Below are 22426 nucleotides of genomic sequence, written 5' to 3'. Positions count from 1 at the left end.
CCGGTTCCCGGACGGTCCTCACGCCGGTTCCCGGACGGTCCTCACACCGGTTCCCGGACGGTCCTCACACCGGTTCCCGGGCGGTCCTCACGCCGGTTCCCGGACGGTCGGGCCCGTCGTGACCCGCTCCGGCGTGACGCGGCGGCGCCGGACCGGCAGCCCGAGGATCGGGTTGGCGACGCCCCAGGCGGCGCCCCTGCAGACCAGTTCCTTGTACACGGCGGCGAGCCGCCCGGTCAGGGCCGTCCGTACGGCGCGGTCGTCGGCGGTGACGTACTGGATCAAGCCCTCCCGGCGGCCCAGCGAGACGCACCGGTTGAAGTAGCGGAGCGGCGCGTTCGGGAGCCTCCCGCCGGTCAGGCGCGCCGCGATCGCGTCGGCGGCCTGCCACGCGGTCGGGACCCCCGAGGCGCACGACATCCGCAGCGGCTTGTCCCCGGGGCCCGTCACCATGGCCGCGTCGCCGACGGCGTACACGTCCGGGTGCGAGACCGAGCGCATGGTCCCGTCGACCACGATCTGGCCGGTGCCGGTGACCTCCAGGGTGGTCGCCCTCGCGATCGGGTGGACCGCGAAGCCGGTGGTCCACACGGTGACCGCGGCCGGGACGGTCCCGCCGCCGGCGACGGCGACGTGCTCGGCCTCGACGCCGATGACGTCGGCGTGCTCGCGCACGGTGATCCCGAGCCCGCCGAAGACCTTCCGCAGGTGCTCACGCCCCCTGGGTGAGAAGTCGTCCCCCAGGGCGCCCCGGGTGACCAGGGCGACGTCGAGGTCAGGGCGGGTCTCGGCGATCTCGGTCGCGGCCTCCAGGCCGGTCAGGCCGCCGCCGACGACGACCACGGCCTGCCCGGGGGTCAGGCGGGCCAGGCGCTCGCGCAGCCGGAGCGCTCCGGAGCGGCCGGCGATCTCATGGGCGTGCTCGGCGACCCCGGGAACGCCCTGGGCGTCCCAGCCGCTGCCGAGGGCGTAGACGAGCGTGTCGTAGGCGAGTTCCCCGGCGCCGTTCGCGTCGGTGACGGCGACGGTCCCGCGGTCGGCGTCGACGCCGGTGACCTTCGCGATCCTCAGATCGACGCCGGTGCCCGCGAACATCTCGTCGAACGGCCGGGGCCTGAGGTCCTGGCCCACGGCCAGCTGGTGCATGCGGACGCGCTCGACGAAGTCGGGCTCGGCGTTGACGAGGGTGACGGCGACGTCCTCACGATGAAGGCGCCTGGCGAGACGGCCGGCGGCGATCGCTCCGGCGTATCCGGCTCCGAGGACGATGATGCGGTGCTGCATTTCCCTGCTCCTGTCGGCTCCTGTCGGCCACTTGGACCCCCGGGGACGACCGCCGGGCCACTGCCGGCCCCTGTCGTGCGCGGGTTCGCCCCTTGAACCGGAGGGCGCGCCCTTTCCTGACGGGAATCCGGTGTGAAGCACCTCACACCGGGTCCGGAAGCGATCGGGAGGGGTCAGAAGATGGTGAACAGGGGATCCCCGTGGTCGACGGCCGCCCATCGCGCGGTGGCGCGTTCGAGCTTGTCGGGGTTGACCTGGTTGCGGATCGCGGCGATGCCCTCGGCGGTGACCTCCAGGGACAGGACGCCGACGACCCGGCCGTCCATGACGGCGACGACGGCGGGGTCGCCGTTGGCGGTCCACGCGTGGAGCTCGGGCGAGCCGCCGGCGATGGCGCGCTTGGCCTCGCCGGGTTTGAACAGGCCCCGCAGGAACCGCGCGACCGCCAGGGCGCCCTGGAATGCCTTGGCGCGGGCCGGGACCTTCCCGCCGCCGTCCGCGACGGAGACGACGTCCTCGACGAGCAGGCGCACGAGCGGCTCTGTCCGGCCGCTGGCGGCGGCCGTCAGGAACTCCTCGACGATCCGCCGGGCGGCGGCCTCGTCGATCATGGTGCGGGCCCTGCCGCCGGCGACGTGCTTCCTGGCGCGGTGGAGGATCTGCTGGCTGGCGGCCTCGGTGATGTCGAGGATCGCGGCGATCTCCCGGTGGGAGTAGGCGAAGGCCTCCCGCAGCACGTACACCGCCCGCTCGCCCGGGGAGAGTCGCTCCATGAGCGTGAGGACCGCGTACGAGACCGATTCGCGCTGCTCGGCGGTCTCGGCCGGGCCGAGCATCGGGTCCCCGCCGAGCAGCGGCTCGGGGAGCCACTGGCCCACGTAGGTCTCGCGGCGCGCCCGCGCGGAGGCGAGCTGGTTGAGGCACAGGTTGGTGACGACCTTGGTCAGCCAGGCCTCGGGGACCTCGATGCGGTCGACGTCGGCGGCCTGCCAGCGCAGGAACGTCTCCTGCGCGGCGTCCTCGGCCTCCGCGGCGGAACCGAGGAGACGGTAGGCCAGGGCCTCCAGGCGGGGCCTGAAGGCCTCGAACCGCTCGACGTCGTCCGCGGTCAGGGCCATGGCCCGATCCTAGGCCGCCCGCCCCCGAAGTGGGCGAATGTTGACGAAAACGGGTGAGGGTGCTGGGCAGGGTCCAGTTTGGAAGTAATCACACCAGTAGGCATGCTGGAGGGGTGTCAACTATGACGACCTCGCTCACCGACGTGGCCACGTCCAACGCCACGCTGCGGAGCTTCCTGAACGGCCTGCCCGGTGTCGACCGCGTGGGCGCCGACCAGCGCGCCGCGATGCTCGGCACCCGATCCATCAAGACGACCGCCAAGGCCCAGGTCATCGACCTGGCCATCGGCATGGTGGACCTGACGACCCTGGAGGGGGCCGACACCCCGGGCAAGGTCCGCGCGATGTGCGCCAAGGCGGTCCGTCCCGACCCGTCCGACCCCTCGGTGCCCAAGGTCGCCGCGGTGTGCGTCTACCCCGACATGGTCGCCGGGGCCGCGGCGGCGGTGAGGGGCTCCGGCGTCAAGGTGGCCAGCGTCGCGACCGCCTTCCCCAGCGGGCGCTCCTCGCTGGAGGTCAAGGTCGCCGACACCGGGTTCGCGGTCGCCTCCGGGGCCGACGAGATCGACATGGTCATCGACCGCGGCGCGTTCCTCGCCGGGGACTACGTCAAGGTCTTCGAGGAGATCGTCGCGATCAAGGCGGCGTGCGGGAGCGCGCACCTGAAGGTGATCCTGGAGACCGGCGAGCTGGCCACGTACGACAACGTGCGCCGCGCGTCCTGGCTGGCCATGATGGCCGGGGGCGACTTCATCAAGACCTCCACCGGAAAGGTGCAGCCCGCCGCGACCCTCCCGGTGACGCTGGTCATGCTGGAGGCCGTCCGCGACTTCCTGGCCGCGACCGGCCGCCAGGTCGGGGTGAAGCCCGCGGGCGGCATCAAGACCACCAAGGACGCGATCAAGATGCTCGTCCTGGTCAACGAGACCGTCGGCGACGCCTGGCTCACCCCCGAGTGGTTCCGGCTCGGCGCCTCCAGCGTCCTCAACGACCTGCTGATGCAGCGCCAGAAGATGGCCACCGGCAGGTACGCGGGTCCCGACTACTTCACCCTCGACTAAGGGCGTTCACATGTTCGAGTACGCACCGGCGCCCGAGTCGCGTGACGTCGTCCACATCAGGCCGTCCTACGGCCTGTTCATCGGCGGCGAGTGGGTCGACTCCCAGGGCACCGAACGCAACAAGACCGTCAACCCCGCCTCCGAGGAGGTCCTGGCCGAGGTCGCCTGGGCCGACGAGGCCGACGTCGACCGGGCCGTCGAGGCCGCCCGCAAGGCGTTCGGCGTCTGGTCGGCGATGCCCGGCTCGGAGCGGGCCAAGTACCTCTTCCGGATCGCCCGGATCATCCAGGAACGCTCGCGCGAGCTGGCCGTGCTGGAGACCCTGGACAACGGCAAGCCGATCCGCGAGTCCCGCGACGTGGACCTGCCGCTGGTGGCGGCCCACTTCTTCTACTACGCCGGCTGGGCCGACAAGCTCGGCCACGCCGGGTACGGCGCCGACCCCCGCCCGCTCGGGGTGGCGGGCCAGGTCATCCCGTGGAACTTCCCGCTGCTGATGCTCGCCTGGAAGATCGCCCCCGCGCTGGCCTGCGGCAACACGGTCGTCCTCAAGCCGGCCGAGACGACCCCGCTGAGCGCTCTGCTCTTCGCGGACATCTGCGCGCAGGCGGACCTGCCGCCCGGGGTGGTCAACATCGTGACCGGCGCCGGCGAGACCGGCGCGGCCCTGGTGAACCACCCGGGGGTCGACAAGGTCGCCTTCACCGGCTCCACCGAGGTCGGCAGGCGGATCGCCAGGTCGGTCGCGGGCTCGGGGAAGAAGGTTACCCTGGAGCTCGGCGGCAAGGCCGCGAACATCGTGTTCGAGGACGCCGCGATCGACCAGGCCGTCGAGGGGATCGTCAACGGGATCTTCTTCAACCAGGGTCACGTCTGCTGCGCGGGCTCCCGGCTGCTGGTGCAGGAGTCGATCGAGGCCGAGCTGCTGGACGCGCTGAAGCGGCGCCTGGGCACGCTCCGGCTGGGCGACCCGCTGGACAAGAACACCGACATCGGCGCGATCAACTCCGCGGCCCAGCTCGCGAAGATCCACGAGCTCTCGGACCAGGGGGAGGCCGAGGGCGCCGAGCGCTGGTCCCCGGCCTGCTCGCTGCCGGACCGGGGCTTCTGGTTCCCGCCGACCCTCTTCACCGGCGTCGCCCAGTCGCACCGGATCGCCCGCGAGGAGGTCTTCGGCCCGGTGCTGTCGGTGCTGACGTTCCGTACCCCGGCCGAGGCGGTGGAGAAGGCCAACAACAGCCCCTTCGGGCTGTCGGCCGGCGTGTGGACGGAGAAGGGCTCGCGCATCCTGTGGATGGCGGACAGGCTCCGCGCGGGCGTCGTGTGGGCCAACACCTTCAACAAGTTCGACCCGACCTCGCCGTTCGGCGGCTACAAGGAGTCCGGGTACGGGCGCGAGGGCGGCCGGCACGGGCTGGAGGCGTACCTCGATGTGTGAGCGGCACGCCGCCGGGCGGCGTTCCCGTCGCGCCCAGAGCACCCGGGGCCATGATTTCGCCCGCGCCGGACGACCGGTGATGCGGGGCTGGTTCGCGCACCGGTGCGGTGTGAGCCGCTGCGGTCAGATCTTCGTGCCGGCCCGGCTGGCGCAGCAGGAGAGCTCGTGGAGAGGGCTGGGAAATGAGTAAGGCGGACAGGCCGGGCCGGTCACGGGCGGGCGGCAGGACCGGCGGGGACGCCGGGAGCGCCGGGAGCGCCGGGAGCGCAGCGGACGCCGGAAGCGTCGTGGACGGCGGGAGCGTCGTGGACGGTGGGAGCGTCGTGGACGGTGGGAGCGTCGTGGACGGTGGGGACGCCGTGAACGGTGGGGACGCCGTGAACGGTGGGGACGCCGTGAACGGTGAGAAGGGTGCCGGTCGCGTGCCGGCACGGCTCGCCGTGCGCAAGACGTACAAGCTGTACATCGGCGGGGCGTTCCCGCGCTCCGAGAGCGGAAGGTCGTACGCCGTGGCCTCCTCCAGCGGCGACTTCCTCGCCAACGCCTCCCGGGCCTCCCGCAAGGACGCCCGCGACGCGGTGTCGGCCGCGCGCAAGGCCTTCGGCGGCTGGTCGGGCGCGACGGCGTACAACCGGGGGCAGATCCTCTACCGCGTCGCCGAGATGCTGGAGGGGCGCCGGGCCCAGTTCGTCGCCGAGCTGGCGGACACCGGGGCGGGGCGGGCCGGGGACACCGGGCAGGCCGAGAGGATCGTGGACGCGGCCGTCGACCGGCTGGTCTGGTACGCGGGCTGGTCCGACAAGATCGCCGCCGTGGCCGGGTCCTCCAACCCGGTCGCCGGGCCCTACTTCAACATCTCCTCGCCGGAGCCGACCGGGGTGGTCGCGGTGATCGCCCCCGACGAGCCGCTCCTCGGGCTCGTCTCGGTGCTGGCCCCGGTGATCGTCACGGGCAACACCTGCGTGGTGGTCGCGAGCGAGCGCGCCCCGCTCCCCTCGATCACGCTGGCCGAGGTGCTGGCCACCTCGGACCTGCCCGGCGGGGTGGTGAACATCCTCACCGGCTCGGTGGCGGAGCTCGCCCCCTGGCTGTCCGCGCACATGGACGTCAACGCCCTCGACCTCACCGGCGTCACCGACGAGAGGCTGGCGGTCACGTGCGAGGAGGCGGCGTCGGAGAACCTCAAGCGGGTGCTGCGCCCCGCCGCGACGACCGACTGGTACGCCGACCCCGGCACCAGGCGCCTGACGGCCTTCCTGGAGACCAAGACCGTCTGGCACCCTACGGGCGTCTGAACCGTCCCCCGGCCCGGCCGGGCCCGAGGTAGGCCGGGCCGGGTCAGGGGAGCGGCGCGTGGCGCTCCCAGGGACGGGCCGCCTCCAGCTGCCCGGCCAGCGCCAGCAGCTGGGACTCGCCCCCCGGCGCGGCGACGAGCTGGACGCCGATGGGCATGCCGCAGGAGTGCACGCCGTACGGGACGCTCATGGCCGGCCAGCCGGCGAGGTTCCAGGCGGCGGTCGCGGGCGCGTACGTCAGGTTGACGCGGGCGTTCGCCGCCAGGCCGCGGCGCCCCCAGCGTTCGGCGGCCGGCGGCAGGGCGGCGAGCGTGGGCGTCAGCAGCACGTCGGCGTTGCCGAACCACTGGTCGGCGCCGTGCGCGCGCCAGCGGTCACGGCCGGTCGCGCCGTCCGCGCCGAACCTGGCGAGCAGACGGCCCGTCCTGGCCAGTGACCGGGTGCGGCGCTCCAGCCTGCGCGGGTCGAGACCCTCGACGTCGTCCCGGGCGCACGCGAACCAGGTGGCGACGGCCGAGCCGGCGAGCCGGGCGGGCATCCGGTCGGCGCGGTCCACCACGGTGTGCCCGGCGGCGCCCAGCACCTCGGCCGCCCCGGTGACCGCCCGCTGGAACTCGGTGTCCACCGGCAGGCCCAGGGGCAGCGGCACGGGCGCGACCGCGATCCGCAGCCTCGGCGTCTCCGACAGGGTCAGCCCGCCCGGGTAGTCGTCGAGGGCGCTGCCCACGCCGAGCGCCTCGCTCTCCCCGGGCCTGGCCAGGGACATGTCGTCAGCCATCACGGCCAGTGCCAGCGCGAGATCCGCCACGGTCGTGGCCAGGGGGCCGTTCTCCGACATGCCGTACCAGTCGTGCTCGGGAGGCGGGACCACCCCCTGGCCGGGCTTGATCGAGACCAGGCCGCAGCAGGCCGCCGGGATGCGCAGCGAGCCGAGCCCGTCGTTGCCGTGTGCCAGCGGGACCATGCCCGCCGCCACGGCCGCCGCGCTCCCGCCCGAGGAGCCGCCGGGGGTACGCCCGAGGTCCCACGGATTGCGCGCCACCCCGTACACGTTGTCGGAGAAGGCGGCCAGGCAGAGCTCGGGCACGTTGGTGATGCCGACGACCACCGCGCCCGCCGCCCTGAGCCTCGCCACCACGGGGTGGTCGGCGGTCGCGGGCGTGTCCGGCGTGGCCGCCGAGCCGTTGCGCGACACCTCGCCCTCGACCGCGACGTTGTCCTTGATCGCGACCGGCACCCCGGCGAGCGGCAGCTCGGACAGGTCCTCGCGCTCCTCCAGCAGCCGGGCCTCGGCCCGCGCCCTCTCGGCGAGCACCTCGCGGAACGCCCCGACGCGGCCGTCACGCTCGGCGATGGCGCAGAGGTGCTCCTCGACGACCGCGGAGGCGGCGACCTTCCCCCGTCGTACGGCAGCCGCGATCTCCACTGCGGAACTTCCCACCCACGACATGAACCGAGTGTGGTCCGGCGAGTCCGCCAGGGGAAGCGCGCCACGTATCGATCCGATGTCTTGTCCGGCTCGTCGGCGTTATTCGGCGTGGTCCGTGGTCGGCGGCCCGGAGCCGGTTCGCGTTCCGGCCGATGCCGCGCCCCGTGTCCCGGCCCGTGTCCCGGCTCACGCCCGGGTCCGCGCCCGGGTCCGCGCCCCGAGGGCTACGTCCCGCCCGGCCGGCGACGGGGGTTGGCGCGGCGGGTGGCGGGGGCCGACATGGGGTCGTCGGGCCAGGGGTGGCGGGGATAGCGTCCGCGCAGCTCGGCGCGGACCGCGCGGTACCCCTCGCGCCAGAACGAGGCCAGGTCGGCGGTGACGGCGGCCGGGCGGCCGGCGGGGGAGAGCAGGTGGATCACCAGCGGGACCCCGGCCACGCGCGGGGCCTCGGCCCAGCCGAACAGCTCCTGCACCTTGGCCGCCAGCACCGGCCGTTCCCCCGAGTAGTCGATCCTGATCCTCGACCCGCTCGGCACCTCGACGCGTTCGGGGGCCGTCTCGGCGAGGCGGGCGTTCCACGGGACCAGGCGGTGCAGGGCGGAGACGACGTCCAGGCGTTCCAGGTCGGAGCGGCGGCGGGCCCGCGAGAGCTCCGGCTCCAGCCAGCGGTCGGCCGCCTCGACCAGCGCGTCGTCGTCGGTCGCGGGCCACGGGTCGCCGAGCGTGCGCCGGCAGAAGGCCAGGCGCTCGCGCAGGGCCACGGCCTCGGGTGTCCAGCGCAGGATCGACAGGCCCTCGGCGCGCAGCCCCTCCAGGACGGCGGGACGCACGTCGGCGCCGCGGAGCACGCCGGAGGAGAGCTCGATCGCGCCCAGCCTCTCCACCCGGCGCGCGGACACGTCACCGCGCCGTTCCCCCGGCGGCACGCGCCAGGTGATCTCCTCACCGGACGCGTACAGGGGGGCCGCGGCGAGCCTGGCGATCTCCTCGTCGATCACCACGGCCTGCCTGATACGGGCGGACGCGGCCCCGGTGGGCCGGTCCGCGACCGCGACCGCCAGCCACTCGGCCGTCCCCAGCCGCGACCCGGCCGGCAGCTCCGCGGCCGTCCCCGAGGCCATCAGGTACGATCCGCCGCGCCGCCGCGCCACCCGTTCCGGGTAGGCCAGCGCCACGACGGTCCCGGCCACGGTGTCGTCGCTCCCGTCCGGTACGACGGCGCCCTTCGCGCCGGCGTCGCCCTCTCCCCGGCGCGGGCCGTTCCCGGAGCCACCCCTGTAGCCGCCCCCGGAGCCGCCCTTGGGGTCGGCGCCGGGGCCACCGCCGGGGACGGCACGTGCCAGGCGCCCGGCCTCCTGGCGCCAGCGCGCGGAGAACGCGTCGCCGCCGCGGCGCGCGGAACGCCAGACCGCCACCAGGTCGTCGCCGGCCTCCCGGGGAAGCTGCTCCGAGAGCAGGGCGACGACCTCGGCGGCCCGGGGCCCGGCCCCGGCGTCGATCAGGGCCCGCGCCAGGCGCGGGTGCACCCCGGCCACGGCCATCCGCCGCCCCCGTCCGGTCACCCGGCCCGCGGGGTCGAGGGCGCCCAGTGCGCTCAGGGTGCGGCGGGCCGCGTCCATCGCCGGCGGCGGGGGCGGGTCGAGCAGGGCCAGGCCGGTGGCGGCCGGATCGCCCCAGCAGGCGGCCTGGAGGGCGAAACCGGTCAGGTCGGCCAGGGCGATCTCGGGCCGCGCGTACTCGGGCAGCCGGTCGTGCTCGGCCTGCGACCAGCACCGGTAGACCACGCCCGGTGCCTCGCGGCCCGCGCGCCCGGCCCGCTGGGTGGCCGACGCCCTGGAGGCCCGGACCGTGGTGAGCGAGCCGAGCCCGCGGGCGTGGTCGGTACGGGGCTCCCTGGCCAGGCCGGAGTCGACCACGATCCGCACGCCCGGCACGGTCAGGCTCGACTCGGCGACCGAGGTGGCGAGCACCACCCTGCGCCCGGCGCCCGGGGACAGGACCGCGTCCTGCACGCGGGCCGGTGCCTGGCCGTGGACCTGCAGGACGTCGACGCCACCGCCACCGCCGCCACCATCGCCGCTGCCGCCGCCGAGTTGCGCGGCCACCCGGCCGATCTCGCCGACACCGGGCAGGAAGCAGAGCACGTCCCCCTCCCGTTCGGCCAGGGCGCGCCGCACCACGCCGGCGACGTGCGTCAGGAACGCCGGGTCCACCCGCATGCCGTGCGGCGGCGCGACGGCGCCGGTGGGCGGAGCCCAGACGGGGGTGACCGGATGCATGGTGCCGGAGGCGTGCACGATCGGCGCGGGATCGCCGGAGCCGGGCGGGCCGGAGTCGCCGGAGCCGAGCAGGCGGGCCCAGGGGGCGGCGTCGGCGGTGGCGGAGGTGGCGACGATCCGCAGGTCGGGGCGGAGCGTGGCGCGGACGTCGAGGAGGAAGGCCAGCGCGGTGTCGGCGTCCAGGTGCCGTTCGTGGCACTCGTCGAGCAGGACCGTGTGCGTGCCGCCGAGCTCGGGGTCGCGCTGGAGCCGTTGCAGCAGGACACCGGTGGTGACGACCTCGACGACCGTCTTCGGGCCGGTCCTGCGCTCGCCGCGGATCGAGAACCCGACCTCCGCGCCCACCTCCGACTCCAGCAGCCACGCCATCCGCCTGGCCGCCGCCCGTACGGCCATCCGCCTCGGCTCGGCCACGACCACCCGCCTCGGCGCCGCGTCGTCGAGGCCGTCGAGGCCGTCGAGGAGCCCGGCCAGGGCGAGCGGGACGAGCGTGGTCTTGCCGGTGCCCGGGGGCGCGGTGAGCACGGCGACGCCCCGCTCGTCCAGGGCCGCGAGGAGCTCGGGCAGGACATGGCGGACGGGCAGGCCGGACCGGTCGGAACGCACCCGTCCAGTGTCCCCGATGTCCCCGGGGACCGCGCCCGGCGGCGTCAGGGCCCGTGGGCGCGCCACGGGACCCCCGGCCGGGCGGCCGGCGGAAGGAGACCGTGCCCGGCTGTCAGGACCGGGGGGCCGGGGCGTCGTACTCCAGGCGGGCCCGCTCCACCTCGCCCAGGTTGGCGGCGGCCCACTCGGCGAGCGTGGCGAACAGGGGGCCCAGGCTCCGGCCCAGCTCACTGATCTCGTACTCCACCCGCGGCGGGATCTCGGGGTGGTAGGTGCGGACCACCAGGCCGTCGCGCTCCAGCTGGCGGAGCCGCTGGGTCAGCACCTTCGGGGTGATCGTGCCGATGTGGCGCTCCAGCTCCACGAAGCGCATCCGGCCGTGCTCGTTGAGGGCCCTCGTGGCGGCGGGCGAGCGGGTGACGGCGGTCTCGCGGCATCCCTCGGACGAACTGCCCGAGGGTGTACGGCACCGGCGGGCCGATCTCACCGACGTGGAGAGTCTCCGTCCCGTGCTGGAGGGGGCCGGCGCGCTCTTCCTGCTCGTCCCGGGGCAGGGCGCGCACCCCCCGGACGTTCTCGACGCGGCCGAGGCCGCCGGGGTCCGCCGGGTGGTGCTGCGCTCCTCCCAGGGGGCGGGGACGCGGCCGCGGGCCCGCTCCCACGACCCGCTCAGGGCCTACGAGGACGCCGTCCGGCGGTCGGGCCTGGAGTGGACCGTCCTGCGGCCCGGCGGCTTCGCCTCCAACGCGTTCGCGTGGGCCCCGGCGATCCGTTCCGAGCGGACGGCCGCCGCGCCGTTCGGCGACGTCGGGCTGCCGTTCGTCGATCCGGACGACATCGCCGAGGTCGCGGCCGTGGTGCTGCGCGATGACGGCCGCGTCTACGAACTCACCGGCCCGGTGGCGATCTCTCCGCGCGAGCGGGCCCGGGTCATCGGCGACGCGCTGGGGGAACCGGTGCGGTTCGTCGAGCAGAGCCGCGAGGAGGCCAGGACGCGGATGCTCGCTTTCATGCCGGAACCGGTCGTGGACGGCACCCTCGACATCCTGGGCGAGCCGTCGGACGCCGAACGGCGGGTGAGTCCCGACGTCGAACGGATCCTCGGCCGCCCACCCCGCGATTTCGCCGAATGGGTGGCGCGCAACCGCGCGGCCTTCGCCTGACCGGATCCGCGGCCCCACGTTTTTTCCGGCCGCGGTGGTGTCCGCCGCGCCGTACGGGGAATGATCGCTCCGTGATCGGGCTGACCTCGATGTTCGCCGCTGTCGCGACCGCCTACCGGGACGCCGCCCGGCTTCGGGCGGACGACCCGCCGTCCCCCGCCCGGGCCTCCCCGGACAGGGGTGCCCCCGCCGGAGCGGTTCAGGACGAGATCGCTCCCGCCTGAACCGTCCGGACGAGCCCGGCGGCTCAGCCCCAGCGCTGCAGCAGCCGGTCGTACTCGGCCTGCGTGACCGGCAGGACGGTGCCGTGGCGCGGCCGGCCGGGCATGGTGTAGCCGGAGACGGGCGACCACTGCCGGGTGTTCAGGTCGGTGGTCGTGAACGGTACGTAGCCCCGGCCCCCGTACTCGTCGATGAACATGTACCAGCGCTCCTCGGTGTTCGACTTGAAGACCAGCGGGCCCTCGCCCTGGTTGAGGGCGTTGTTCCCGATGCAGTCCGCGACGAACGAGTAGTCGCGGTTGAGCACGGTCGCCGACCTCTCCGCGAGGATGAACTTGCCGCACGCGCTCTGCGACGCGCTCCGCTCGTCCTTGGTGAAGCGGTAGTAGGTGCCGTTGTGCTTGACGAGCGTCGAGTCGATCGTCGAGTAGCCCTTGTCGACCCAGACCTGCGGGGCGCTGAAGGTCCGGAAGTCGGATGTCGTGGCGTACATCATCCGGTTGTAGGTGGTGCCGGTGTGGTTCGGGTCGCCGGCGGAGTACAGCTTCGACGCCCAGAACACGACGTACTGGCCGAGTGTCTCGTCGTAGTACGCCTCCGGGGCCCACGTGTTGCCGGCCGTGTCCGGTGCGACGCGGACCAGGCGCGGCGCGCTCCAGGTCACCAGGTCGGACGACTCCCAGACCACGATGGACTTGCTGCCCGTGCGCTGGACCTGGTCCCAGTTGCCGTTGCCGTAGATCCGCAGGTCGGTGGCGATCTGGTAGAACCTGTCGCCCTGCGGTGAGCGGATGATGAACGGGTCGCGCACGCCGCGGGTCCCCACGTTCGAGGTCAGCACGGGCTGCCCGCCGTTGAGCTGGCGCCACCTGGTCGGGTCGTTGCCCTGGCTGAGCGCGAAGTAGACCTGCTCGCCGGCGGAGGTTCCCTCACCGGTGAAGTGCGAGAACAGGTAGCCGGCGTACTTCGGGGCCGGTGCCGTGCCGACCCGGACCAGCTGCCACTGCTGGTTGGTGCCGCCGTTGTCGGTGTACTGGGAGATCCGCGCGCCGTCGGCGGTGGACTGCTCCCAGACGTCGAGGGCCTTGCCGCTGTTGCGGTTGACGAGCTTGACGTATCCGCCGTCGGTGTCCACCACCCGGAACTGCTGGTTGGTGCCGCCGTTGTCGGTGTACTGGACGACGTTCGCGCCGTTCGCCGTGGACGCCGAGGCGACGTCCACCACCTTGCCGCTGTGGCGGGCACGGAGCTTGTAGTGGCCGTTTCCGGCGTCGGCGAACTGGAACTGCTGGCCCGCCTGGTCGGCGCGGGTCCGTTGCTGGACGGCGGCGCCGTCGGCGGTCGACTGGCCGGCGATCTCGATCGCCTTGCCGCTGTGCCGCGAGACGATCTGGTAGTACGCCGCCGGGTCGATCACGGCCGCGTTCGCCGGCGATCCCGTGACCAGTGCGGCGCAGCTCGCGATCAGCGCGCCGACGAGGACGAGTACGGTGCGGCGTCCGTGCGGGCGTCGCATGGTCATGGATGGCTCCTCGGGTGCGGGGATGGGGACGGTCCGGGTGTCACCGCGGGTACGCGGTGTCACCTCAGGTACGTGGAGAGGGGGAGTCGCTGGTCGCGTACCGCCTTGGTGACCAGGCCCGCGATCTGGCGTGCGCCCGCCGCCTCGAAGTGGGTGTGGTCGTCGGCGAAGAACGCGCCGACGGGGCCGGAGGAGTAGTCGCCGTTGAACGGGCAGAAGCGCAGGCCGTTGTAGAGGGCGATGCTCAGCGCGTGGAGGTCGATGACCGGGGCGCCGGTGGCCCGGCCGACGTCGAAGGTCTCGGTCAGGAATCCGCGGGTGGCCGTCGCCGTACCGCCGCTGCACCTCAGGGCGGACACCGGGGTCACCAGCGTGGGGTGGGCGCCGCGCTGCTGGGCGGCGCGGACCATGGCGGTGAGCAGTTCGCGGTACCGGGCGGAGCCGACGTGGCGGGGACACGTGGACGAGCCGTCGTTGATGCCGAACTGGATGAACAGGTGGTCGCCTGCCTTCATCCCGGTGGAGGCGTTGAGCATCGCCTGCCAGCGGGCGGCGTAGGCGGTGGAGCCGAGCACGCATTCCCCGGCGGAGTTCTTGGTGGCGGTGACGGCGGACTCGTACAGCCAGGTCTGGACGCTGCGGCCGCCTATGGCGCTGTTGACCACGCCTGCGTCGGCGGTGAGGTAGCCGCCGAGCTCCCTGCCCCAGCCGACGATGTTGCCGCCGGAGTTGGCGGCGACGGTGGAGTCCCCGGCCAGCCAGACCGTGGTCCTGCCGGAGGCGGGCGCGCCGGCCTCCAGGTGGTCGATGTTGGGCAGGCCGCCGGCGGTGGTCGGGGTGAGGCGGATGACGTTGTCGCCGGCGTTCAGTGTCACGGTCAGTGTCCTGGTGACCCAGGTGGTCCAGGCGCCGGTGGGGTCGAAGGCGCTGTTCGCGTGCGCGACCGTGCCGTTGACGAGTACGTCGGCGGGGCGGTTGGTGGTGCCGCCGTTGGCGTATCGGACGCCGATGGTGGCCGTGCCGGCGGCGGGCGCGGTCACGGTGAACTGCGCCGCGGCTCCCGCCGCGTTGGTGGCGTTGCAGAATCCGCTGCCGGAGAACCCGGCGTGGTTGGACTCGATGAGACCGTCACACGTGGCCGGCGCGCTCTCGGCCTCGTAGCGGGTCGCCGCCGAGGCCTCCGCGGCGGTTCCCGGGGCCGTGACGAGACCCGCGACGGCCACCGCCAGCGCGACGGCGGCGGACAGCCTTCTCCGTGAAAACATGGGAACTCCAAGAGGTGAGTCGGGTGCGGAACCGGTGGCGGGCGGGTCAGCCGAGCACGCATCCGGCGTCGTCGAGGGCGGGGGAGTCCGGGGCGGTGCCGCAGGCGCCGGACGTGCCGCTCGACGTGGACGCGGACGTCGGCGCGGGGCCCGGCGGGAGGTGGGCGGCCACGATCGGCGCCAGCCTCGCCGCGATCGCGCGGTGCCCGGCGTCGTTGGGGTGGACGGCGTCGGTCAGGCCGTTCGCCGGCACCCAGCCGTCGGTGTCGACGAAGAAGACGTCGCGGTCCCCGGCGTCGTTGAGGGTCCGCACCGCGGCCTGGGTCTGCGGCACGAACCGCCCGCGGAAGGTCTCCAGGGCCAGGATCGCGGCCCTCGGGTACCTGGCGCGGACCGTGCGCAGCAACTCGGTGTAGGAGCTCTGGAACTGGGTCGTGGACACCCCGTGACCGGCGTCGTTCGTGCCCAGGTTGATCACCACCACGTCCGCCCGGTACCGCGTGAAGTCATGGTCGGCCGCCCCGTCGGCGGCGCTGACCTTCACGAACCGCCGGTCCAGGCCGACGCAGCCGTCGGCGGTGCTCACCAGGCAGGCGCCCCCCTGGGCGACCTGCGTGTGGTCCAGGCCGAGTTGCTCGCCGACCAGCCATCCGTACGCGGTGAGCGCGTTCTTCGAGCTGGTGGTGCCGACCGTGATGGAGTCCCCGACGAACTCCACCGTGCCGCGGGACGGCTCGGCGGGCACCGTCCGGGCGCCCGGGTCGAGCACCAGCCCCTGGAAGACCGCGTCGCCGCGGTAGGAGCCGGCCACCACCCGGTACGACACGCGCAGGGTGTGGGTGCCCGCCGCCAGTGGTGCCGGGGTGAGGTCGACGGTGCCCCGCACGTTCTGGAGGTAGACGTCGGGGCGGCCGTCGATGCTGTAGTAGAGGTCGATGGTGTTGCGCTGCCTCAGCTTGACGGTGGTGCCGGTGAACCCCGTCGTGAGATAGGCGCCGGCCCAGCCGGGGACGTACGCGCCGCTGTCGCGGGTGTCCCAGCGGCCGACGAGACGGATGTTCGGATCGGTGGGCGAGCCGTCCCCGCCGCCGCCCGTCGCGACCTCGACGTGGTCGATGTTCCCGAGTCCGCCGGCGGTGGTCGCGGTGAGCCGTACGGTGGTGGTGCCGGCGTTCAGCTGCACGGTCAGGCTCCTGGTCGCCCAGGTGTTCCACGCGCCTGTGCCCTCGAAGCCGAGCCCGGACCGCACCGTCGTCCCGTTGACGCTGACGTCCGCCGGCCGGTTCGCCGTGGTGCCGTTGGCGTAGCGGACGGTCAGGGTGGCGGTGCCCGCGGCCGGTGCGCTCACGGTGAACTGCGCGGCGCTGCCGACGGCGTTGACGGTGTCGCAGAAACCGTTGCCGGAGTAGCCGGAGTGGTTGGAGGCCACGACGCCGTCGCACATGGCGGGTGCGGACTCCGCCTCGTACCGGGTCGTCGCGGCGTGCGCGCCCGTCGCGAACGCGACGGGCGCGCACGCCAGTGCCGTCGTCATCGCCGCGAGCAGTGAGATCTTCGGCAGCCATTTCATCGGAGCTCCTGGGGGGTGGGGGCCGGCCGGGGGTGACGCGCCGCTGCTCGGCCCGGCGGTCCGGCGGCCCGGCGGGTGCCGGGCCGCCGGATGTTCAGCGGACGTGGATGGAGGGCTGCGGCGGGGTGCTCATGCCGTCGCCCAGGAAGAAGCCGGGGTGCGGCGGCTGGTTGTAGGCGGTGTTCTGCCAGGCGACGGCGACGCGGTACTGGGCGTCGTGCATCAGCGTGTAGATCCGCCGGTCGGTCTGGATCGGGGTGGCGTAGACGCGCAGCGCGGCGTTGTCGTCGCGGGGCAGGATGATCTCCTCGCGCCAGTCGCCGAACAGGTCGCCGGACAGTGACGGGGTGGACTTGGTGCCGTTGACCGAGTGCGCCCCGGAAGCGGTGAGCAGGCGGGTGTCGCCGCCGGTGCCGTACTTGTCGACGTGGTTGCCGTCCAGCAGCTCCCGCACCGGGTCGCCGTCCCACCAGGCCAGGAAGTTGTAGCTGCCGGGGTTGCGCCCGACGTTGCCGCCGGAGGCGTTGAGCAGGTTGCCCAGGCCGGTGCCGGTCCCCCAGAACTCCGCGCCGGCGTTGCCGGCGTGGATGTCGGCGGCCACGCCGCGGGCCGGGCCCTCGCAGTTGCAGGTGTTGTTCCTCTGCATGATGATCGAGCCGTTGCCGGCGTCGCGCAGTGTGGCGGCGGCGCCGGAGCTCTGCTCGTGGATCATCCAGATCTCCTTGCCGGCGCGGCCGGGCACGAAGTCTCCGACGTGCAGGGCGTCGCCGTGGGCGTAGAAGCCCGTGGTGTAGCGGCCGGTGCCGTCGGCGTTGATGGTCATGCCGCCGTAGATGATCTCGTCGGTGCCGTTGCCGTCGACGTCGGCGATGGACAGCGAGTGCGCGCCGCGGCCGGTCCACTGGCTGCCGGCGCCGGCGGAGTCGAACTTCCAGCGGCGGGTGAGCCGGCCGTCGCGGAAGTCCCAGGCCGCGATCGTGCTCTTGGCGTAGTAGCCGCGGCCCATGATGATGCTCGGCCGCCGGCCGTCCAGGTAGGCCGTGCCGGCCAGGAACCGGTCGCCGCGGTTGCCGTAGTTGTCACCCCAGTCGTTGATGTTGCCGCGGGCCGGGTCGAAGTTCACCGTGGACATGGCCGCGCCGGTCAGCCCGTTGAACACGGTCAGGTACTCGGGGCCGGTGAGGATGTAGCCGTCGGAGTTGCGGTGCAGGGCGCTGCCGTTGCCGATCACCTGCCCGGTGCCGGACACGGTGCCGTCACCGGTCTTGACCGCCATCTCGGCCCGGCCGTCCCCGTCGTAGTCGTAGACCTGGAACTGCGTGTAGTGCGCGCCCGCCCGGATGTTGCGGCCCAGGTCGACGCGCCACAGCCGCTGGCCGTTGAGCCGGTAGGCGTCGATGTAGACGTTGCTGGTGACCCCGGACTGGGAGTTGTCCTTCTGGTCGCTCGGGTCCCACTTGAGGAAGATCTCGTACTGCCCGTCACCGTCCGCGTCACCGACGCTCGCGTCCCCGGCGGTGTAGTTGCCGCCCGGCCGGGAGATCGGCACCTCCAGGTGGTTGCCGCCGGCGAAGCGCAGCGACGGCTCGGACGCCGCCTGCTCGGCGCCGTTCACCACCGCGCGGACGGTGTAGGAGGCGTCGGCCGGGGCGCCGTTGTCCAGGTGGTTGGTGGCGCCGGTGAGGGGGGAGGAGTTCAGCTTGGTCGAGCCCCGGTAGAGGTTGAACCCGGTGCTCATGCTCTCGGTGCCGAGCAGCCGCCACGAGACCAGGTTGCCGCTTCCCGAGCGCACGCTGATCAGGCCGCGGTTGAGGTCCTCCATCTGGCGGCCGGTCGGGTCCGGGCCGCCCTGGCCGGCCTCCAGGTGGTCGATGTTGGGCAGGCCGCCGGCGGTGGTCGGGGTGAGGCGGATGACGTTGTCGCCGGCGTTCAGTGTCACGGTCAGTGTCCTGGTGACCCAGGTGGTCCAGGCGCCGGTGGGGTCGAAGGCGCTGTTCGCGTGCGCGACCGTGCCGTTGACGAGTACGTCGGCGGGGCGGTTGGTGGTGCCGCCGTTGGCGTATCGGACGCCGATGGTGGCCGTGCCGGCGGCGGGCGCGGTCACGGTGAACTGCGCCGCGGCTCCCGCCGCGTTGGTGGCGTTGCAGAATCCGCTGCCGGAGAACCCGGCGTGGTTGGACTCGATGAGACCGTCACACGTGGCCGGCGCGCTCTCGGCCTCGTAGCGGGTCGCCGCCGAGGCGGTTCCCGCGGCCATGGCGACGCCGGTGGCGGCCATCGTCAGCGCGACGCCGGCGGACAGCAGTGCGGTACGCGGTCTGCGCAGGGGCATGAGAACTCCAATGGATGGGTGGGGGGTGCGGGTCATCGCAGGTACGACACCGGCGGCAGGTTCAGCTCGCGCATGCGCTGCAGGACGAGCCTGGCCATCTCGTCCGCTCCGTTCGAGGAGAAGTGGGTGTTGTCGCTCAGCTCGGGCAGGTAGAGCGCGGCCGAGCCGTTCGGGCCGAGCCTCTCCACCAGCGCCTCGCTCGCGGCGGTCAGGTCGATCAGTGGCGCGTTCTGCGCCGCCGCCACCTGCCGCGTCGTTGCCGGGAGGTTCGCGCCCACGCCGTTGACGTGCAGCGCCGTGGAGTTCAGCGTGCCGTCGGCCGCGAACAGCCGCCGCACCGGTGGCGTGACCAGCACCGGCGTCCCGCCTCGCGACCGCACCTGGGTCACCAGGCTGGTGAGGTTGGAGGCGAACGCCGAGGCGGTCGTCGACTTGTCGTTGTGCCCGAACTGGATCAGTACGGTGTCGCCGCCGCGGATCAGCGGCCTCATCGCGGGGAACAGCGCCGAGTTGGACAGGAAGCTGGCCGAGCTCTCGCCCGAGTCGCCGTAGTTGGCCACCGACAGGCCCTGCCCGAAGTAGCGCGGGAGCTGCTGCCCCCATCCGGTGTACGGCGCGACCGGCTGGTCGCAGACGGTCGAGTCGCCCGCCAGGTACAGCACGGACCCGCTCGCCGGGGCCAGCCCGATCCCGTTCAGCTTCGGGGCCGTCCCGGAGAAGACCAGGTCGAGGCCGGGCTTCCCGGTGCCGCCCTGCCCCGTCGGCTGCCCCTCGGGTTGACGCACGTTCAGCGTGAACGAGTACCGCGCGTACGAGCCCGCCGCCGTCGACACGGCGGGCAGCACCGTACGGCGGGCCTCCGCCTGCACGCTCGTCACGCCCGCGGCGGACGCGTCGCCCAGGATCACGGTCACGTCGTGGTTGCCCGGCTGGACGTCGAAGTGGCAGACGATCGGCGAGGTGCCGGTGCACCTGGATCGCAGTGCCGGGTCCGGCTCGGGCCCCGGCCCCGGCGGGATGCCGGTTCCGGTGCCGAAGACCTTGACGTCGGCGATGCTCGCCCATGTCGACGCGGCGAGACCGGTCACCGTGATCCGTACGTACCGGGCGGTCGCGGAGAAGGTGTCGCTCCGCACCTGGGCGGTGGACGTGCTCGCCGTCCGGTCGGCCACCCGCGTCCACGTCGAGCCGTCGGTGGAGACCGAGACGTGGTACCCGTAGGAGCGGGCGAACTCCCAGCGCACCTCCGTGCCGGTCAGCGTCGCCGCGCTTCCGAGGTCGACCTGCCACCAGTGGCCGGTCCCGCCGTCCGCGGCGCACCAGCGGGTGGCGGTGTCGCCGTCGTTGGCCAGGGACGCGCCACGCCCGGACTGGCTGGAGTCGGCGCTCGCGGCCTTGCCCCGCGCCAGATCCGTCGCCGCCCCGGCCGCGGGCGCGAGCGGTACGGACAGCAGGGTCGCCAGTAGGGCGAGGAGGGTGAGGACGACGAGCCGTGAAGCGCCCGGCGGGCCGAGCAAACGGCCGTCCGGCCAGGAGGAACTCATGATGAATCCGGGCTTTCTCGTGAGGTCTGCGGTGGTACGTCGCCGTCCGCACGGCGGACCACCGGCTTCGTACGGGCCGGTGTCTCGGGTGCCAGGGCCCTGACCTGCCGGGAGCGGGATGCTCGGCGGCCACCCCAAGATCCTTTTCATGGGGTCCTCGGACGGTCGGGACGGGAGTGGGGAGGGGGGATCACAGCGGTCGCCGGAGCGGTCGCCGGAGCGGTCGCCGAAGAGGCGGCGCGGCCGGCCGTGCGCGGGGCCGGTTCCGGTGCCGCCGACCGGGGCCGTCCGTGGACGGGCACGGCGGACAGACCCGTCGGCGCGTCCTGGGGCTGGAGCGGGTGGTCAGCCCGCTTGAGCCGTCCCGGTGTCGTCGCGCCGGGAGCCGGTGTCGGTGGTCGTGGTCAGGCGGAGGTGGTGTCGCCGCACGTGCTGCGACAGGGGTGGCGGGGGGTCGGGTGCGAAGCCGCGGGCGGAGTGGGGGGTGAGGCCACGCGTCCTCCTCACAGGCTTGATGAGGCTCTGTGAACGTGCACAGTAATGCACAACCCGGCGCGTTGAAAGTGCCCGCGTGAAGTTCCGGGCGGGGGCCCGGACGGCGAGCACGCGATCGCCGTCGGCGGTGACAAGGCCCTTTTCCCCCCTGCGAACGCTTCCGGATCCGCCGGTCGTCTCCGGCGACGATGTGAACGTTTCACGCGTTCCCCTCGTCGTCGCCCGTGAAAGGCCGGGAGCGGCGGCGGCGGGGACGCGGGGTGTCACCGACGGTCCCGTCGCGGAGTCCGCCCAGGCCGGGCGCGTCGGGGGTCGCGGACGGAGCCCGGCGGTGTCGCGGCGGACGGGGACGACGAGGCGGGGAGGCCGCGGAACGGCCTTCGGGAGCCGGGGCCGGCGAGGCCTTGACCGTCGGCGTCAACACTCGTACTCTCCGCCGAGTAGATCGTTTTAATCGCTCCGCCTCGTCCCCGGGAGCTCCGTCATGCGCGCCGCCCGCTCACCCCTCACGATCCCGGCCGCCCTCGCGTGCGCCCGCCCCGGCCACCCCCGCCGCCGGACCACGCGTCCGGACGCGACACGCCTCGACCGCGCCCGCCACCACCGGCGACGACCACCCGGCGGCGAGACGTCGTCGCGGCACTAGGCGGAGGGGTCGAGGACTCCCGTGCTCACCAGGGCGATGATGACGACGCCGAGGATGATCCGGTAGATCACGAAACCGGTGAAGCGGTGGGTGCTGATGTACTTCAGGAACCACGAGACCGCCAGGTAGCCCACGACGAACGAGATCACGGTGGCCAGGATCGTGGGCCCCCACTCCGGGGCCGGCCCCTCGCCGATCTTGAACAGCTCCAGGAACCCCGCGCCCAGCACGGCCGGGATGGCCAGCAGGAAGGAGTACTTCGCGGCCTCCTCCCGGCGGTAGTCCAGCAGCAGGCCCGCGCTGATCGTGCCACCGGAGCGGGAGACGCCGGGGATCAGGGCGAGCGACTGGGCGAAGCCGTAGACCAGGGCGTGGGTGAAGCTGAGGTGCCGCTCCAGGGTGAGCCGGTTGCGGGCGGCGTGGTCGGCGAACCACAGGACCAGGCCGAAGACGATCAGCGTCGTGCCGATCAGGCGCAGGTCGCGGAAGGCGCCCTCGATGGAATCCTTGAAGAGCAGGCCGAGGATCACGATCGGGATCGTGCCCACGATGACGTACCAGCCCATCCGGGCGGCGTGGTGGCTCCGCAGGGCGGGGGTCCACAGGGAGCGGGTCCAGGTGGAGACGATCTCCCAGATCTCCTTGCGGAAGTAGATCACCACCGCGGCCTCGGTGCCGAGCTGGATGACCGCGGTGAACGCGGCTCCCGGGTCCTGCCAGCCGAAGAACGCCGACACGACCCTGATGTGGGCACTGGAGGAGATCGGCAGAAACTCCGTCAATCCCTGAATCAGTCCGAGGACCACCGCTTCGAACCAGCCGATCACTTGAGCACCTTCCGTACCAGCGTGTGCGTGACCTACGCGAGGCTAGCGGAGCGGTGGGGCGTTCGTGACCGGCCGGGTCGGCCGGGAGACGGTACGGGGAGGCCACGGGACGGGGGAGAGGCCGGCAGACGGTGGCGAAGGGCCGCGGGACGGCGCGGCGAGGGGGTGCGGCCCGCGGGCCGTGCCGCCCGGGGTGTCCGGACGGCACGGGAAGGGGGAAGGGCCGCGGGCCGCACCCGGCACGCCCGCTAGCGGGTGACCCTGACGTCGTCGATGCCGGCCTCGACGAGGGAGGCGCCGGAGGCGTCACCGGCCTCGACCAGGATGCGG

16 protein-coding genes are annotated in these 22426 nt (G+C 73.5%); 5 read left to right on the top strand and 11 right to left on the bottom strand.

What is annotated here, in order from left to right:
• Nucleotides 1-87: 87 nt before the first annotated feature.
• Together AB0G16_RS29055 and AB0G16_RS29050 are read right to left on the bottom strand one after the other, a co-directional pair.
• Nucleotides 88-1284: an FAD-dependent oxidoreductase gene (locus tag AB0G16_RS29055; RefSeq protein WP_362811781.1), complete on the bottom strand. Its 1197-nt coding sequence runs from the start codon at nucleotides 1282-1284 to the stop codon at nucleotides 88-90.
• A 173-nt stretch (nucleotides 1285-1457) separates the two neighbouring features.
• Nucleotides 1458-2402 (bottom strand): RNA polymerase sigma-70 factor, encoded by a 945-nt coding sequence (locus AB0G16_RS29050; RefSeq protein WP_362811778.1) that lies wholly within the window; start codon nucleotides 2400-2402, stop codon nucleotides 1458-1460.
• Between the two features lie 122 nt (nucleotides 2403-2524).
• Between AB0G16_RS29050 and deoC the strand changes: the two genes are divergently transcribed.
• From deoC to AB0G16_RS29035, 3 genes are all read left to right on the top strand, one after another.
• Complete coding sequence (deoC, locus tag AB0G16_RS29045) at nucleotides 2525-3463, top strand: deoxyribose-phosphate aldolase (RefSeq protein WP_362811775.1); 939 nt, start codon at nucleotides 2525-2527, stop codon at nucleotides 3461-3463.
• A gap of 10 nt (nucleotides 3464-3473) precedes the next feature.
• Complete coding sequence (locus AB0G16_RS29040; protein ID WP_362811772.1) at nucleotides 3474-4901, top strand: aldehyde dehydrogenase family protein; 1428 nt, start codon at nucleotides 3474-3476, stop codon at nucleotides 4899-4901.
• Nucleotides 4902-5083: 182 nt separating this feature from the next.
• Nucleotides 5084-6196, top strand: a complete 1113-nt coding sequence (locus AB0G16_RS29035; protein ID WP_362811769.1) for an aldehyde dehydrogenase family protein — start codon at nucleotides 5084-5086, stop codon at nucleotides 6194-6196.
• Nucleotides 6197-6239: 43 nt separating this feature from the next.
• On the opposite strand, the gene AB0G16_RS29030 is transcribed toward AB0G16_RS29035, so the two are convergent.
• The 3 genes from AB0G16_RS29030 to AB0G16_RS29020 form a co-directional block, all read right to left on the bottom strand.
• On the bottom strand, nucleotides 6240-7646 hold the full coding sequence (locus AB0G16_RS29030) for an amidase family protein (RefSeq protein WP_362811766.1): 1407 nt from the start codon (nucleotides 7644-7646) through the stop codon (nucleotides 6240-6242).
• 203 nt (nucleotides 7647-7849) lie between these two features.
• Nucleotides 7850-10510 carry an ATP-dependent helicase C-terminal domain-containing protein gene (locus AB0G16_RS29025; RefSeq protein WP_362811763.1) on the bottom strand — a complete coding sequence of 887 codons (2661 nt, stop codon included), beginning with the start codon at nucleotides 10508-10510 and terminating at the stop codon, nucleotides 7850-7852.
• Between the two features lie 112 nt (nucleotides 10511-10622).
• Complete coding sequence (locus AB0G16_RS29020; protein ID WP_362811760.1) at nucleotides 10623-10883, bottom strand: helix-turn-helix domain-containing protein; 261 nt, start codon at nucleotides 10881-10883, stop codon at nucleotides 10623-10625.
• Nucleotides 10884-10896: 13 nt separating this feature from the next.
• On the opposite strand from AB0G16_RS29020, the gene AB0G16_RS29015 reads away from it, so the two are divergent.
• Both AB0G16_RS29015 and AB0G16_RS29010 read left to right on the top strand, forming a co-directional pair.
• Entirely contained in the window at nucleotides 10897-11673 is a 777-nt protein-coding gene (locus tag AB0G16_RS29015; RefSeq protein ID WP_362811757.1) for an NAD(P)H-binding protein, read from the top strand.
• 71 nt (nucleotides 11674-11744) lie between these two features.
• Nucleotides 11745-11897 carry a hypothetical protein gene (locus AB0G16_RS29010; RefSeq protein ID WP_362811754.1) on the top strand — a complete coding sequence of 51 codons (153 nt, stop codon included), beginning with the start codon at nucleotides 11745-11747 and terminating at the stop codon, nucleotides 11895-11897.
• Nucleotides 11898-11920: 23 nt separating this feature from the next.
• On the opposite strand, the gene AB0G16_RS29005 is transcribed toward AB0G16_RS29010, so the two are convergent.
• From AB0G16_RS29005 to AB0G16_RS28980, 6 genes are all read right to left on the bottom strand, one after another.
• The gene (locus AB0G16_RS29005) at nucleotides 11921-13417 is read right to left on the bottom strand and encodes an RICIN domain-containing protein (RefSeq protein ID WP_362811751.1); all 1497 of its coding nucleotides are present in this window, start codon (nucleotides 13415-13417) and stop codon (nucleotides 11921-11923) included.
• Between the two features lie 59 nt (nucleotides 13418-13476).
• Complete coding sequence (locus tag AB0G16_RS29000) at nucleotides 13477-14682, bottom strand: SGNH/GDSL hydrolase family protein (protein ID WP_362811748.1); 1206 nt, start codon at nucleotides 14680-14682, stop codon at nucleotides 13477-13479.
• A gap of 46 nt (nucleotides 14683-14728) precedes the next feature.
• Nucleotides 14729-16252: a GDSL-type esterase/lipase family protein gene (locus AB0G16_RS28995; protein ID WP_362811745.1), complete on the bottom strand. Its 1524-nt coding sequence runs from the start codon at nucleotides 16250-16252 to the stop codon at nucleotides 14729-14731.
• Nucleotides 16253-16346: 94 nt separating this feature from the next.
• The gene (locus AB0G16_RS28990) at nucleotides 16347-18584 is read right to left on the bottom strand and encodes a CBM35 domain-containing protein (protein ID WP_362811742.1); all 2238 of its coding nucleotides are present in this window, start codon (nucleotides 18582-18584) and stop codon (nucleotides 16347-16349) included.
• Nucleotides 18585-18616: 32 nt separating this feature from the next.
• Nucleotides 18617-20128 (bottom strand): discoidin domain-containing protein, encoded by a 1512-nt coding sequence (locus tag AB0G16_RS28985; RefSeq protein ID WP_362811738.1) that lies wholly within the window; start codon nucleotides 20126-20128, stop codon nucleotides 18617-18619.
• A 1137-nt stretch (nucleotides 20129-21265) separates the two neighbouring features.
• Nucleotides 21266-22096, bottom strand: a complete 831-nt coding sequence (locus AB0G16_RS28980) for an undecaprenyl-diphosphate phosphatase (RefSeq protein WP_362811735.1) — start codon at nucleotides 22094-22096, stop codon at nucleotides 21266-21268.
• Nucleotides 22097-22426: the final 330 nt, after the last annotated feature.

The sequence above is a fragment of the Streptosporangium sp. NPDC023615 genome (assembly GCF_040640155.1).
Lineage (GTDB): Bacteria > Actinomycetota > Actinomycetes > Streptosporangiales > Streptosporangiaceae > Streptosporangium.
This window is presented reverse-complemented; position numbering and strand designations above follow the sequence as displayed.